Raw genomic sequence first — 15403 nt, 5'->3', positions numbered from 1 at the left:
GATAATTATCAGCCTTAAACCTCTGTCTCTGGCTGAAGTTAGGTCAGCTCTGCTATAAAATTAAAGGATGAATTATGAGTAAGCTGCATCAAAAGGAAATTGATAGCCTCGTGAAATTACTTGGTGGGCAAGCTAACATTAATAGTGTCAGCCATTGTATTACACGTTTACGATTAGTCCTTAACGATCCTAGCCTAGCCAAACCTAAAGAGATTGAAAAGCTGCCGATGGTAAAGGGTTGTTTTACTAATGCCGGGCAATTTCAGGTCGTGATCGGACCACAGGTAACGGAATATTATCAAGCCTTGATGGAAACCCTTGATCTCTCAAGTTCAGATAAGTCCTCTATTCGCCAAGCCGCTCGTAAAAATATGTCTTTTTCAGAAGCCGCCTTTTCGCATATCGCCGAAATATTTTTCCCCCTACTCCCTGCATTGATTAGTGGCGGCCTAATATTGGGGTTCAGAAATATTATTGGCGATATTCCTTTTCAGAATGGTCTGGCCCTCGCTCAGCTCTATCCCGTCTGGCAGACTATCTATGAATTACTTTGGTTACCCGGCGAAGCTATTTTTATGTTTTTACCGGTCGCGGTATGTTGGTCAACAGTCACTAAAATGAAAGGAACCCCTATATTAGGGATTATATTAGGTATCACCTTAGTTTCGCCTCAATTAATGAACTCTTATTTATTAGGTCAACAAATTCCGGAAATTTGGGATTTTAGTTGGTTTAGTCTGGAAAAAGTAGGGTATCAAGCGCAGGTCATCCCTTCAATACTCGCGGGGATGATGTTAGCCCTGATTGAGCGGCAGCTCACCCGTATTGTTCCTCTTTCCTTAAATTTGGTGTTAGTGCCCGTCACTTCTTTACTCTTCGCCATCCCATTAGCCCATGCGCTGATTGGCCCCTTTGGTCGTTTACTCGGTGAAGGCGTAGCATTTATCGTTCAGTATGTTATGACCGGAAGTTTAGCGCCAATTGGCGCAGCGCTGTTTGGTTTTCTTTATGCGCCTCTGGTAATCACTGGCATCCATCAAACGACGCTAGCGATTGATATGCAGATGATTCAAAGCATGGGGGGCACACCGGTATGGCCATTGATAGCGCTATCGAACATCGCCCAAGCCTCAGCAGTGGTTGCAATAATCCTAAGGGATAAACGTCGTCAACAGCGCGACGTTGCGGTTCCCGCAGCGATAGCCGCTTATCTAGGAGTGACTGAACCTGCAATGTATGGCGTGAACTTGAAGTACCGATACCCCATGCTTTGCGCGATGATCGGCTCAGCTCTCGCCGGTTTGCTCTGTGGCGTTAATCAGGTACTTGCCAATGGCATTGGTGTCGGCGGTCTACCAGGCATTCTCTCTATCCAGCCGCAGTTTTGGTTAACCTTTTTCTTCGCCATGCTTATCGCTATCACCGTACCGATCATTCTGACCTTGTTATACGCAAACTATTTAAGCCGTCGGCAACCCAATTTATCTGTTGAAGAGTAAATTTCACCCGTCGATGACTTAAGGAGATATCACATCATGGAAATAAATTGGTCCCAGGACAACGTAGTTTATCAAATTTACCCCAAAAGCTTTCAAGATACGGATCACAATGGTATTGGCGATTTAGCGGGTGTTATCCAGCGACTGGATTATTTACAGTTTCTCGGTGTAGATATTATTTGGTTGACGCCCATCTATCCCTCCCCCCAAATAGATAACGGGTATGATGTCAGTGACTATTGCAATATCGATCCGCTGTACGGCTCGATGGAGGATTTTGAACGACTGGTTCAACAAGCGCACCTCAGAAATATACGCATTATGATGGATATGGTGTTTAACCATACATCGACTGAACATCCTTGGTTTATTCAGGCATGTGATCCAACGAGCCAGTTTCATCCTTTTTATATCTGGCATGAAGCCCCTGAAAAGGGGTTACCGACAAATTGGCTGTCTAAATTTGGAGGGAGTGCTTGGCAATGGCAAGAGGACGCCGAGAAGTACTATTTACACCTATTCAGCCCGCAGCAAGCCGATCTGAATTGGGAACATCCGCCGGTGCGTCAAGCCATCAAAGATATTTGTCAATTCTGGGCGGCAAAAGGTGTTGATGCATTCCGACTCGATGTGATCAATCTCATTTCCAAACCCGCTGAATTTGTGGATGACCCGATCGGGGATGGTCGACAATTCTATACAGACGGGCCTAAGGTGCACCAATACTTACAAGAACTCAGCCGGGATGTCTTCCAGCCCCTCGGCCTCATTACGGTAGGTGAAATGTCTTCCACCACCTTATCGCATTGCCAACACTATGCAGCACGTGATCACCGCGAACTGACCATGGCCTTCAATTTTCACCATTTAAAGGTGGATTACCCCCAAGGCAATAAGTGGCGTATAGCTCGGCCTAATTTTGTGGAACTTAAGCAGATTATTAATTACTGGCAACAGGGGATGCATCAACGCGCCAACACGGCGCTATTTTGGGGGAATCACGATCAACCTCGTGTCGTTTCTCGGTTCGGTGAAGATAGACACTATCGCGTCGTCTCCGCAAAAATGCTCGCGATGGTGCTCTACGGTATGCAAGGTACCCCTTTTATTTTTCAAGGCGAAGAGATTGGGATGACTAATGCTGATTTTACCGATATTTCACACTATCGGGATATTGAGAGCCTCTCATTTTATACTGAACAAGGTAATCGTGGCACTCCTACTGCTGAATCACTGGCGATCCTTGCGACGAAATCTCGTGATAACAGTCGGACTCCGATGCAGTGGGATGAAGGGGTCTACGCGGGGTTTAGTCATACCGCCCCCTGGATATGCCTTAACCCAAATTACCGTCAAATTAATGTTGCTGCGGCCATCGCCGACCCAGATTCTATTTTACATACCTATCGCGCACTCATTCGCTTACGTAAGCAGTACGAGGTTATCCAGTTTGGTGACTACATCGACCTACTCCCCGAACATCCAGAAATTTGGTGCTATCTTCGCCGTTGGAATAATCAACGGTTGTTGGTCGTCGCTAATCTAACGTCTCTCTGCGTCGATTGGTCCCCACCAACCTCAGTCCCTGACTCACCCTATCAACTGCTGTGGGCAAATTACCCTACAGTCACCAATTACCCGACCGCTGGTCGGTTAAAACCTTATCAAGCCGCATGGTGGCTATGTACAGAGGACTAATAATCCGGTGAGGCGGGTTCATGGCCCAAGCTGCCAGCCACCACCTCCCTTTATCACTAATTTTTTTACTGTTTGATTGACACAGGAGTGACCAATTATGACTCAAGGAAGGGTTTCCCTCGTTGTATTTATCGCCACCACAGCAATGGTTTTTCCGGTCAGTGCCTTGGATTTTAAAGGCTATGCAAGGTCCGGTATTGGCTGGAACAGTCGCGGAGGAGAACAACAGTGCCAAACTGTTACCGGTGCGGCCAGTAAATATCGTCTCGGCAATGAATGTGAAACCTATGCTGAATTGAAACTGGGACAACAAGTTTGGCAGCAAGATGACGCGAGTTTTTATTTCGATACTAATTTAGCCTATGCCGTTTCACAACGAGCTGATTTTGAAGCCGTCTCCCCCGCGCTGCGTGAGGTAAATATTCAGGCCGAGAATCTCATCCCTGCACTTCCTGGCGCCAAGCTTTGGGCAGGTAAACGTTTCTACCAGCGCCATGATGTCCATATGATCGATTTTTACTATTGGGACATTTCAGGTCCCGGTGCCGGTATAGAAAATATTAATACGGGTTGGAGCTCGATCTCTTTTGCCGTGACGCGAAATAGTGAAACGGGTGGTTCACAGAGTTATATCTCACAACAAATGAGAGAAAAAGATGTTATCACTGATACCCTTGATTTCCGTATCGCCAATCTGAACGTCAACCCGGGTGGGTCATTGGAATTCGGACTTGATTATGGCAGAGCCAATCCGAGCGAGAATTACGTCCTGTCAAACCATGCAAGTAAACAGGGCTACCTCTTCACCGTATCACATCAACAAACGCTACCAAAAGGATGGAGTACTTCGGTGCTGCAGTATGCGACCGATGCCATGACATCATTAAATAATGGCCGTGCTGAAGGCGCAGCACTCAATAATAGAGGGAAAATGCTACGGCTTATTCAACATGGTAATGTTGAGTTGAATGACCGTTGGGGGGTTACTTATGTTGCAATGTATCAAGATATTCAACATGATAATCAAAACGGGACTCGTTGGCTCACTGCAGGCGTCCGCCCGATGTATCACTGGACACCCACAATGAGTACCTTAGTCGAGTTGGGCTATGACCAGGTTAAATCGCAAAAAACCCAACAAACGAATAGCCAATATAAAATAACCCTCGCACAACAGTGGCAAGCAGGGCCCGGGAATTTTGCCCGACCTGCGCTACGATTGTACGTGACTTATGCAGACTGGAAAGAGAAATGGGGATATGCGGAGACGAACGACTTTGGTCTGAGTAAGGGTATGGCCTATTCTGATACCTCCTCCCTGAAATTAAGTCGTGGGAACAGAGATGAATTAAGCGTCGGCGCACAAATGGAGATTTGGTGGTGACAAATACGACTTCGGGGTGAGTTGCTAGGGTCTCATACTTTGTCTTCCCCCTTTAGAAGACGGTGGCCTCTCCGTGTCACATGCTAAAAGTGACTTTCGAGAGGCCACCATTCATTGAGTTGCATCATTTTTCTCTTATTTGTTATTTAGCCGTTAACGAATTCTGTTTGGTTTCCGGCTACTAAGTGACTATAATATCGGGGTAACCCACTGAAAAGGTCTTTACGAATAACGTGATAAGGTCCTTAACGTACAGAGTGCCCGTCACTCACACTACTCTTAGCGCGATGCGTAAAGTCTATTGCTACGCATGCTGCTTTCTTCGTTTCAAAGATCTCCTTTTCAATCCAAAGAATTCGTTTTATTCCACCTTAGACGTTTTCCCAGCGGGTGTCGGTCGCTTTACCCCGTACAAGTTCATCCATTTCAACTAATAGACAAATATTATGAAAAAGACAAAAATCGTCTGCACCATCGGTCCTAAAACTGAATCAGAAGAGATGCTAACCAAGCTGCTTGATGCAGGAATGAACGTTATGCGTCTTAATTTCTCTCATGGTGATTATGACGAGCACGGTCAGCGTATTGCGAATCTGCGTGCAGTCGTTAGCAAAACCGCTCATCATGCTGCCATCCTTCTTGATACTAAAGGTCCAGAAATTCGTACCATGAAGCTCGAAGGTGGGAACGATGTTTCCCTGCAAGCAGGTCAGACTTTCACCTTCACTACTGACCAATCAGTAATTGGTAACAAAGAGCGTGTCGCCGTCACCTACTCCGGCTTCGCCGCCGATCTGAGTATTGGTAACACTGTTCTGGTTGATGATGGTTTACTCGGTATGGAAGTAACTGAAGTCACCGAAAACACCGTGGTCTGCAAAGTCTTAAACAACGGTGATCTGGGTGAGAATAAAGGGGTTAACCTACCAGGCGTTTCAATCCAACTGCCTGCGTTATCCGAGAAAGATAAACGTGACTTAGTCTTTGGTTGCGAACAAGGTATCGATTTTGTTGCGGCTTCTTTTATCCGTAAACGTTCTGACGTTTTAGAGATCCGTGAGCACCTGAAACAACATGGTGGCGAGCATATTCAAATTATCTCCAAAATTGAGAACCAAGAAGGTCTCAATAATTTTGATGAAATTTTAGAAGCTTCTGACGGTATCATGGTCGCTCGTGGGGATCTCGGCGTGGAAATCCCGGTCGAAGAAGTGATCTTTGCTCAAAAGATGATGGTGAAAAAGTGTAACCAAGCGCGCAAAGTGGTTATTACGGCAACGCAAATGCTTGACTCAATGATTAAGAACCCTCGTCCAACCCGTGCCGAAGCCGGTGACGTGGCCAACGCAATCCTTGATGGAACGGATGCGGTGATGTTATCAGGCGAAAGTGCGAAAGGTAAATATCCACTTGAAGCCGTTACAATCATGGCGACCATCTGTCAGCGTACCGATGCCGTGATGAAGAGCCGTATCGACGAGCTTAAAGAAGGCCGTAAACTGCGTATCACTGAAGCCGTATGCCGTGGCGCAGTGGAAACAGCTGAGAAATTGGAGTCTACGTTAATTATTGTCGCCACTAAAGGAGGTAAGTCTGCGAAGTCTATTCGTAAATACTTCCCTTCTGCGACTATCTTAGCGTTAACCGATAACGAAACAACGTGTCGTCAACTTCTTCTCACCAAAGGTGTTACCACACATTTGGTACCAGAAATTGCCTCTACAGATGACTTCTATCGCGTAGGTAAAGAAATCGCCTTAGCAGAAGGATTCGCGCAAAAGGGCGATGTTGTGGTCATGGTGTCCGGTGCATTAGTCCCAAGCGGTACCACTAACACAGCTTCTGTCCACGTGATTTAGTTTTAAATAAACTGATAAAGGTCAGGTTTGCTGGCCTTTTTTTTGCCTTAAATATTCTTCAAGCAGACTTTTTTTGATGTTGTTTATTTTAATTTGACTAGATAATTAATAAAAAACGTAATTAAATCGAAAAAAAGTGATCTTTTCCTAATTATTTTCTGACTTTATCTGAACTATCCCCTTTCGTTTTGGTCGTAGTAACACGATTTATTTTAATTTTTAATTAATTTTTAAAAATAACCCTCCCCTCCCGTTGAATAATCTATTACTTTTTTTTCTTTATTAGTGACTTATATATCGATTAATAAGATTAGTAACAGCATCTTTTGCTGTCTATCCAAAGGATAGCCCGATTGAAGTGTATTTTTCCCTCGAAAAAACTTATCAAAAAAAACAGAATGCGCACTATTTAATCGAATAACCGCTTTTAAGCATCTTCTTATAAAAAATTATTTCTCAACTTAAAAAACTTTGTGTAATACTTATCTGGCTACATGGATATTAACCTAATAACGAGGGTAAAATAATGAATCGTACTAAACTGGTACTGGGCGCGGTAATTCTTGGTTCAACTCTGCTTGCTGGTTGTTCTAGCAACGCTAAAATCGACCAACTGTCAAGCGACGTTCAAACTCTGAACACCAAAGTTGATCAACTAAGCACCGACCTGAACTCAGTACGTACTGACGTTCAAGCTGCTAAAGATGATGCAGCACGCGCTAACCAGCGTCTGGACAACCAAGCTCACTCTTACCGTAAGTAAGAGTCTTGGACTGAAAAATGGCACCCCTCGGGGTGCCATTTTTTTTCATTCGATCTCTAATCAACTCTTGCAAACCCATAATAACTCGCTATGATAATGATAATTGTTATCATTAAATAAGGAGCTATTATGCCTATCCCCCACTCATTCTCGCTCTGGATAACCGGTAATCTAGAAGCTTATCAGCACACATTAGAAGATTTACGTGTCGAGTATTATCTCGCTGAACGCCCGCTTTATCATAAACACTGTACCCTAAGCCAGTTGCGCCAATTCAACGATTTAAGTCTTAAAATTGCGGATTACTGCTACACGCAAGGGGATGACGATAACTACTTTGCCGTGTTATTTGGTCTTCATCAAAAATTGATTGAGCAGCTGCACAGTAATGTTCAACGTGAGGCGTTATTCAAGGCGCAAGCTATTCAACTCGCTCGTCACTCGATGACAGGACTCTGTCAGGTGTTTATCGCACAGGGGAATTGGCAGAAAGCCAGCGAACTGCAACGAGAGTTCTTGCAGTACGCTGACTCAATGAGCTAAAGGGATTGTGACCGTTGTCGAGCCAGTTGTAATAATGCTTGCAGAGGATGTTTGATCTTGTCCCCACCATAGCGTTTTACTTGGCTTCGACATGAAAAACCTGTTGCAAGGCAACGCTCGATAGGCTTATCCGCCAGCTGTGGCTGCCAAGATAAGCCAAAGATATTACGCGAATTCTCCACGTTTCGTGCTTCATGGCCATAGGTTCCCGCCATCCCGCAGCATCCTGCATTGATGGTATGCAACCTAGCACCAAATTGGGTAAAGATATCTCGCCACTGCTGTGACGCTGATGGCAATGCAGTCACTTCTGTACAGTGTGAGAAGAGATACCATGATTCCTCTGCATCAACCGAATCCGCGCAGGGTAAGCTGACTGTTTTCAGCCACTCGTGAGCCAGCAGTACATTAAATTCCCCCCGCTCGCTGCCCAGCATTTTATACTCATCGCGATAGCACAGAACCAGAGCCGGATCAGTGCCCACCATCGGTACATTTAATGCCGCCACGCGATTCAGCACCTCAGCGCTTTTCTTAGCCGTGCGAGTAAAGCGTTTCAAGAAACCTTTTACTTGCTGAGGCTTACCGTTCGGCACGAAAGGTAACAGTACCGGCTTAAAGCCTAATACCGTAATCAGCTGCACTAAATCATTGACGAGATTTGCTTCGTAAAAACTCGTGAAGGGATCTTGCACTACCACCACATAATCGGCACGCTGCTCAGCAGACATCCCTTGCAGGTCCTCAAGGGTCGTGGTCAGGGCAGCGTGGCCACTAAGCTGACGACGTAGCGTCGGATAAGATAAGGCAGGCAAATCAACCATCCCCACATAACGCCGACTCAGTTCATTCACCCATGGCTTCGCGAGTAAGAAATTGATGGCCTGAGGGGCTTTCGCCATCACCGGCAGTAAAGGCTCGATATTAGCAACAATATGGTCAGCTACCGGCCGCAAATAGCGCGTGTGGTAAAGCGCTAAGAAACGTGCACGAAAAGCTGGGACATCAATTTTAATCGGGCATTGTGTTGCGCAGGCTTTGCAGGCCAGACATCCGCTCATCGACTCTTTCACTTCATGAGAGAAGTCATAGTCAGTTTTAGCGCCCCAACTGTTTTTCACCTTTTGGCTAAGCGAGCGCAGCGAGAAGCCTGGCGAACTATCTAGGGCGTCGGGGTCGATATTCTGCTCGGAGAGCAGCCGTAACCACTCACGCACTAAAGTTGCTCGGCCCTTAGGTGAATGAATCCTATCGCGAGTGACTTTCATCGACGGGCACATTGGGCTGTTAACGTCGAAATTAAAACAGAGGCCATTACCGTTACAATCCATGGCCCCCCGCCAGCTCTCCCGTACGACCACGGGTATCTGCCGGTCAAAGGCCCCTCGTGTAGGACTGTCTATCGCCAACAGTGGCGTATTATTATCTAACGGCTGGCAGATTTTTCCTGGGTTTAGACGGTTATCGGGATCAAACGCCGTTTTGATGCGGCGTAACTGATAATAAAGTTCAGGCCCAAAGAAGTCAGCGCTGTAAGCAGAACGATAGCCTTTACCATGCTCACCCCATAAAAGCCCGCCGTAAGAACGGGTCAGCTCAGCGACTTGGTCAGATATTGTCAGCATCAGTTGGTGATGTTCGGGCAGCGTCATATCTAAGGCAGGACGCACATGTAACACTCCGGCATCGACATGGCCGAACATCCCGTATGAGAGTTTATGCTGGTCCAGAATCGCTCTGAACTCCGTAATGTAATCAGCAAGGTGTTCAGGTGGGACTGCGGTGTCCTCAACAAATGGAATCGGTTTAGCGCGCCCCTTGGCGTTTCCTAACAGCCCTACTGCTTTTTTACGCATCGCGTAAATTCTTTCGACTTGATCTAGCTCTCGGCAACACTGGTAGCCAATCACGCCCGCTTGATGTGTTTCGCGCAACTGATCCAGTTTTTGGCATAGCTCGGCCACCTGTTGCTCAATCTGCTCAAGGTCGTCCCCGGCAAATTCCACCAAGTTGATGCCTTGCATCACCTGACCTTCCACTTCGGTAATCAATTCGCTCACCGAATGCCAGACGATATCTTCACGCGCAAGGTTTAACACCGTGGAGTCAACCGTCTCGACTGATAACGCTTTCGCTTCTACCAAAAAGGGGGCATTACGTAACGCAGAATCAAAGGAATCGTATTTGATATTAACGAGCTGACGCACCTTAGGTATCGGCAAGACATTTAGCGTCGCTTCTGCAATGAAAGCGAGTGACCCTTCTGCACCACAGAGTATGCGTGTTAGATCGAAGCATTCATCTTGATCGGAGAAAACATGCCGTAGGTCGTAACCGGTAAGAAAGCGATTAAGCTTGGGAAATTTCTGTTCGATCAATGCACGGTTTTCTAAACAGCTACTCATCACTTCATGGTAGATGGTCGCTTCTTGTGAGGGGCCTTGCCCCTTCATCTCCGCTTGCTGGCGAGAGAGCGGTAAAGTGTCAATCACCTCGCCATTGAGCAGTACTGCACGTAATCCCAACACATGGTTCGACGTCTTACCGTACACCAAAGAGCCTTGCCCGGACGCATCCGTATTTATCATGCCGCCAATGGTGGCACGATTACTGGTCGAGAGTTCCGGTGCGAAGAAGAAGCCTTGTGGTTTTAGCCAGCTATTAAGCTGATCTTTTACGACGCCCGCCTCAACACGGACCCAGCCCTCTTCCGCGTTAAATTCTAGAATACCCCGCATATGGCGCGACAGATCAACCACAATCCCATTGGTTAGCGATTGTCCATTCGTGCCGGTTCCACCACCGCGTGGAGTGAAGGTTATCTTACGATACGGTTCGCTTGAGGCCAGTTGAGTGATCGTTACGATGTCTGCTAAAGATTTAGGAAAGAGAATCGCATCCGGTAAGTTTTGATAAATACTGTTATCGGTTGCCATGCTGAGGCGGTCGGCATAGCGCTGCCCAATATCTCCCGTAAATCCATGGTGTTTGAGTTGTTGTAAAAATTTACGGGTGAGATCTGTCTGTCCAGGAGAGTGATGTAGTTGTGGAATCATTTGCCCATTGCCAATTTTAAAAGTGGTCTTCGATCAACTCCTTTGTTTTAACATATTTTCAGGGCGCTGCCTTGTTGGATTACCAAATTTATCGAAAAGAGATGTTGTTCAGGCAGCGAATCAAGCATCATAGGCGAGATAAAAAGCTAGCCTTTATGAATACAAGGAACATTTACCATGAGTAGACCGCTTCCACCGGAGCGAAGTATTCCACAACGGTTACTAACATTAATATTTTTCTTGTTAATGATTGTGAGCTGTTTTTGGGTCGTGCAGCCCTTTATATTAGGTTTTGCCTGGGCGGGAATGGTCGTCATTGCGACGTGGGGGATGATGCAGCGTATCCAGCGCTTGCTCTGGAACCGGCGTACCCTAGCCGTTATTGTGATGACCTTTATTATCCTTTTGGTGTTCATCATTCCTATCGCCTTACTGATTAGTAGCGTATTGGATAATGCACAGCCAGTGCTCCATTGGCTCAGTGCGGGACACTTGGTTATGCCGCAGTTAGCTTGGCTTGATAGCTTACCTATGGTTGGCCACAAAGCCTCACGTTACTACCATCAAATGATAGCAGGTGGCGGCGCGCAACTTCTCGCGACTGTTCAACCTTACATTGGCCGGACAACCGGCTTCTTTGTCGCACAAGCAGGTCATTTCGGTCGCCTACTCGTACATTTAGCGCTGATGCTGCTTTTTAGTGCCCTACTGTATTGGCGAGGCGAACGCGTGGCCATGGGTATCCGTCACTTTGCGTTTTGGTTGGCAGGGAGCCGAGGCGATGCCGTAGTGATTCTGGCTAATCAGGCGATAAAAGCGGTGGCGTTGGGGATAGTGGTAACAGCCCTGTTGCAAGGCGTTGTGGCGGGCATTGGCTTAGCCTTAGCGGGTATCCCCTATGCGACCATCCTTACCGTGTTGATTATTCTCTGCTGCCTAATCCAAATCGGACCTCTGTTGGTACTGATACCGGCGATTATCTGGCTTTACTATACGGGTGATACAACGTGGGGCACCGTTCTCGTTATCTGGAGCGTAGTCGTCGCCTCAATGGACAGCGTGATCCGCCCGATGCTGATCCGCCTCGGTGCTGATCTGCCCATGCTGATTATTTTGACAGGAGTCATTGGCGGCCTAATCGCCTTTGGTATGCTTGGGCTGTTTATTGGGCCAGTGGTGTTAGCCGTGTCGTATCGACTGGTACATGTTTGGATGCATGAAGCCCCTTGTCCCGATGCACCGCCTGAAGAGGTGCTAGAAGAACTGTTCGAAGATACGCGGCACATCGCGGAGAATCAGCGCCAAATACGCGTCCCTAAAGAGCACTGATCCGCTTCTGGGAGAATTCTTACATATTACCCTGTACTGACAGGGTATTATTTTTTCAGACGCGTTTATTTCACCTGTCTTAATTATTGAATTGCTGTGTGTAGTCTTTTCCCGCCCAATGGCGGGCTTTTTTTTGCCCAGAATTCACGATGTTCTTCCCCGCTATTTTCGTTTATTGTTGAGAGATAATTATCGGCATGTTGCCGGTGAGTCAGACAACAGAGTAAACCATGACGTTAACCGACGAACTTAGAACGGTGCCAGTCGGAACCTTAATGACCGCGCACCAATTGAATCAACAAGTCCCTATTACCGAGCCTTGCCAACAACTGATCCACGCTACTCGTCATGCAATCAGTCAAATTCTTCACGGCCATGACCCACGATTGCTGGTGATTATTGGTCCTTGTTCAATTCACGACCCTGCAGCCGCTGTCGAATATGCGACAAGGCTTAAGCCTTTACGTGAGAAATATCAAGATCGTCTCGAAATCGTGATGCGCACCTATTTTGAGAAGCCCCGCACTATAGTTGGCTGGAAAGGTCTGATCAACGATCCCCACCTCGATGGCAGTCACGATATTAATCATGGATTGGTTGTCGCCCGGCAGTTACTTTCTGATATTAATGCCCTAGGGGTGCCGACGGCGACCGAGTTCCTCGATATGGTGACCGGCCAATATATCGCTGACCTGATTAGCTGGGGGGCGATTGGGGCACGTACAACAGAGAGCCAAATTCACCGTGAGATGGCTTCGGCGCTGTCATGCCCTGTCGGCTTTAAAAACGGTACTGACGGTAACTGTAAGATCGCGATGGATGCTGTGCGGGCCGCCCAAGTTTCACATCTCTTTCTCTCTCCGGATAAACAGGGGCAGATGTCGGTTTACCAAACACGAGGCAATCCTGATGGCCATGTCATTCTTCGCGGCGGTAAAGAACCCAACTACCAAGCGCAATATGTGAAAGCTTGTCAAGAAGCCCTCGCAGCGTTATCGCTTTCTGACCGTATGGTCATCGATTGTAGCCATGGAAACTGTTTAAAACAGCATAAGCGCCAGCTTGAGGTGGCGAATGATATTGCTGAGCAGCTCAGCCATCCGAATCATGGTATTGCTGGCGTAATGGTTGAAAGCTTTTTGGTCGAGGGACGTCAAGATTGGCAGGGCAATGGTAATGACCGCTATGGCCAATCCATTACCGATGCCTGTTTAGGCTGGGAAGATACCGAGCAACTGTTAGCCACACTCGCAGCGGTCCCCTCCCAAGCTTAGGCTCATAGCCTATTAACTTGAGCAACTAATCGTTAATTGCTTTCCCCACTCCGGTGGGGGCTTCGCAAAGGCACTGCCGTCAAGCTGGGTTGCAAAGGGGTTCTGCAGCGCCAAGTGAAGCGCTTCAAGCTCTGTGGTATCCCCTTTTTCTGCAGCAACGATTGCTTGCTGCGCCAGATAGTTACGCAGTACGATCGCTGGGTTTTCATTAAGCATCCGCACTTGTCGCGCTGCCGAATCCATTGGCTCGTGTTCAAGCCGCTGTTGATAACGTAAAAACCAACTATCGAAAGCAGCCCTGTCGATAAAATCGTCGCGTAATGCTCCGCCTTTATCTCTCCCCGCTGCATAACTCAGCAGTCGGAAAGTTCGAGTATAGTCTGCTCTCTCGCGGCCCATTAATGTAAAAAGCTCAATCAATAAATCGTTGTCTTGGGAGTGAGTGTCATAGAGACCGAGTTTGGCACGCATACGTTCTCCCCATGTGGCCATCAGTGCAGGCTCATATTCCTTCAGCGCCAACTTAAGCTTGTCCATCGGTAACAGCCCAGATAGCGCATGCGCGAGACGGTTAAGGTTCCACAAACCGACAGTAGGTTGGTTTTCAAAGGCGTAACGTCCCTGATAATCGCTATGATTAGAGATTAATTCAGGATTGTAGTCATCCATAAACGCGTACGGGCCGTAATCTAACGAGAGTCCTAACAATGACATATTGTCAGTATTCATCACCCCGTGGGCAAAGCCCACACTTTGCCATCGTCCAATCATCGTTGCTGTGCGTCGCACAATATCGGCAAACCACAGAGAGTAACGGTCCGCTTGATCCTGAAGCTCAGGCCAAAAGTTCTCGATACTATAATCCGCCAGTTTCGTTAATGCGTCGGTCTGTTGACGGTAGAACAGATGTTCGAAGTGTCCGAATCGTAGATGACTTTCGGCTGTGCGGATGAGCATCGCGCCCGGCTCTGCCACTTCGCGCTGCACAAGGTCACTCCCCGTGGCAATACTTAGTGCACGGGTTGTCGGGATCCCAAGACCATGCATGGCTTCGGAAGCGAGAAATTCACGGATCGTTGAGCGTAATACTGCTCGACCATCTCCCATCCTAGAATAGGGCGTCTTACCTGCCCCTTTCAGATGCCAATCGACCTTCACACCCGACGCGAGTTGTTGTTCACCAAGAAGTAAGCCTCGCCCATCGCCCAGCTGCCCGGCCCAAACCCCGAATTGATGACCGCTATAAACTTGAGCGACCGGGCGCATGCCTGTGAGCAGTTCACCGCCCCACCATACTGACGAGTTTTGCAGTGTTTCTGTGGCGGGAAGATTTAAATCGTCGGCAAGCGCGCGATTAAGATAGAGAAGCCTGCCTTCTTGTAGTGGCGTCGGCATGACCTCTGTGCAAAGTTCTGGTAGCTGATTGGCCCATTGATGTACAAATTTCATTTTTTACCTCGGACGAAAGCCGTTATAGACGACGCGCTTGCCAAAAAACCTTTCGCCAGTAGACATTATTTAACGACGAGCGCATCACGCCGCGACTGGTCGACGCATGAATAAATTGATTCTGGGTATCGTAAATGCCAACATGCAATCCGCCTTCGCCCCAACCTGTCTTAAAGAAGACCAGATCGCCCGGCAGTAAGTCTTTTTTACGGATACGTGTGCCAAGATCGCTCTGTTGGCGGGTGGTTCTCGGTAACTGAATACCGAAGCGCTCGCGGTAAGTGCGATACACAAAACCGGAACAATCGATACCACTGCGGCTTAAGCCGCCGTATCGATAAGGCGTTCCACGCCATTTCACCAATTGGTCACTCAGTACTTGGTGGACCACGCGGGGGTTTGAAAGCCGTGCATCGGGTGAAGGCGCATGACTACTACAGCCAATCACTAAGAACGCTAGCAATATTGCAAAAAACGGCATACTACGAGAAAGAAACGTTTTAACCATAAGCCTACACCACTCCTTGTCCTGAACGATAACGCAAGCAC

Annotated in this window: 11 protein-coding genes; 8 read left to right on the top strand and 3 right to left on the bottom strand. The window is 47.5% G+C overall.

All coding sequences use genetic code 11. The features are described 5' to 3' along the window. Positions 1-74 precede the first annotated feature (74 nt). From treB to HGT71_RS01140, 6 genes are all read left to right on the top strand, one after another. Positions 75-1499: a PTS trehalose transporter subunit IIBC gene (gene treB, locus HGT71_RS01165; RefSeq protein WP_214216169.1), complete on the top strand. Its 1425-nt coding sequence runs from the start codon at positions 75-77 to the stop codon at positions 1497-1499. A gap of 36 nt (positions 1500-1535) precedes the next feature. Next, positions 1536-3197 carry an alpha,alpha-phosphotrehalase gene (locus tag HGT71_RS01160; protein ID WP_214216168.1) on the top strand — a complete coding sequence of 554 codons (1662 nt, stop codon included), beginning with the start codon at positions 1536-1538 and terminating at the stop codon, positions 3195-3197. A gap of 94 nt (positions 3198-3291) precedes the next feature. Further along, positions 3292-4581 (top strand): maltoporin, encoded by a 1290-nt coding sequence (locus HGT71_RS01155; protein WP_483407263.1) that lies wholly within the window; start codon positions 3292-3294, stop codon positions 4579-4581. A gap of 446 nt (positions 4582-5027) precedes the next feature. Next, positions 5028-6440, top strand: coding sequence for a pyruvate kinase PykF (pykF, locus tag HGT71_RS01150; RefSeq protein WP_214216166.1), 1413 nt, complete (start codon positions 5028-5030; stop codon positions 6438-6440). Positions 6441-6966: 526 nt separating this feature from the next. After that, positions 6967-7203, top strand: a complete 237-nt coding sequence (locus HGT71_RS01145) for a major outer membrane lipoprotein (RefSeq protein WP_048912082.1) — start codon at positions 6967-6969, stop codon at positions 7201-7203. 129 nt (positions 7204-7332) lie between these two features. Then, on the top strand, positions 7333-7746 hold the full coding sequence (locus tag HGT71_RS01140) for a hypothetical protein (RefSeq protein WP_048912081.1): 414 nt from the start codon (positions 7333-7335) through the stop codon (positions 7744-7746). Here HGT71_RS01140 and ydiJ read toward each other — a convergent pair. Beyond that, a complete protein-coding gene (gene ydiJ, locus HGT71_RS01135; RefSeq protein ID WP_214216165.1) occupies positions 7743-10802 on the bottom strand; it encodes a D-2-hydroxyglutarate dehydrogenase YdiJ in 3060 nt (1019 codons plus the stop codon). The genes HGT71_RS01140 and ydiJ overlap by 4 nt on opposite strands. A 177-nt stretch (positions 10803-10979) precedes the next feature. Between ydiJ and ydiK the strand changes: the two genes are divergently transcribed. Continuing rightward, entirely contained in the window at positions 10980-12131 is a 1152-nt protein-coding gene (gene ydiK / locus HGT71_RS01130) for an AI-2E family transporter YdiK (protein WP_214216164.1), read from the top strand. Between the two features lie 230 nt (positions 12132-12361). Then, entirely contained in the window at positions 12362-13405 is a 1044-nt protein-coding gene (locus tag HGT71_RS01125) for a 3-deoxy-7-phosphoheptulonate synthase (protein WP_214216163.1), read from the top strand. A gap of 12 nt (positions 13406-13417) precedes the next feature. On the opposite strand, the gene HGT71_RS01120 is transcribed toward HGT71_RS01125, so the two are convergent. Then, positions 13418-14854 carry a protein adenylyltransferase SelO gene (locus HGT71_RS01120; protein ID WP_214216162.1) on the bottom strand — a complete coding sequence of 479 codons (1437 nt, stop codon included), beginning with the start codon at positions 14852-14854 and terminating at the stop codon, positions 13418-13420. A 22-nt stretch (positions 14855-14876) separates the two neighbouring features. Continuing rightward, positions 14877-15335, bottom strand: a complete 459-nt coding sequence (locus tag HGT71_RS01115; RefSeq protein ID WP_214216502.1) for a C40 family peptidase — start codon at positions 15333-15335, stop codon at positions 14877-14879. Positions 15336-15403 lie beyond the last annotated feature (68 nt).

Origin of the sequence: Rosenbergiella epipactidis (genome assembly GCF_018494055.1) — a bacterium.
Taxonomy (GTDB): domain Bacteria; phylum Pseudomonadota; class Gammaproteobacteria; order Enterobacterales; family Enterobacteriaceae; genus Rosenbergiella; species Rosenbergiella epipactidis.
This window is presented reverse-complemented; position numbering and strand designations above follow the sequence as displayed.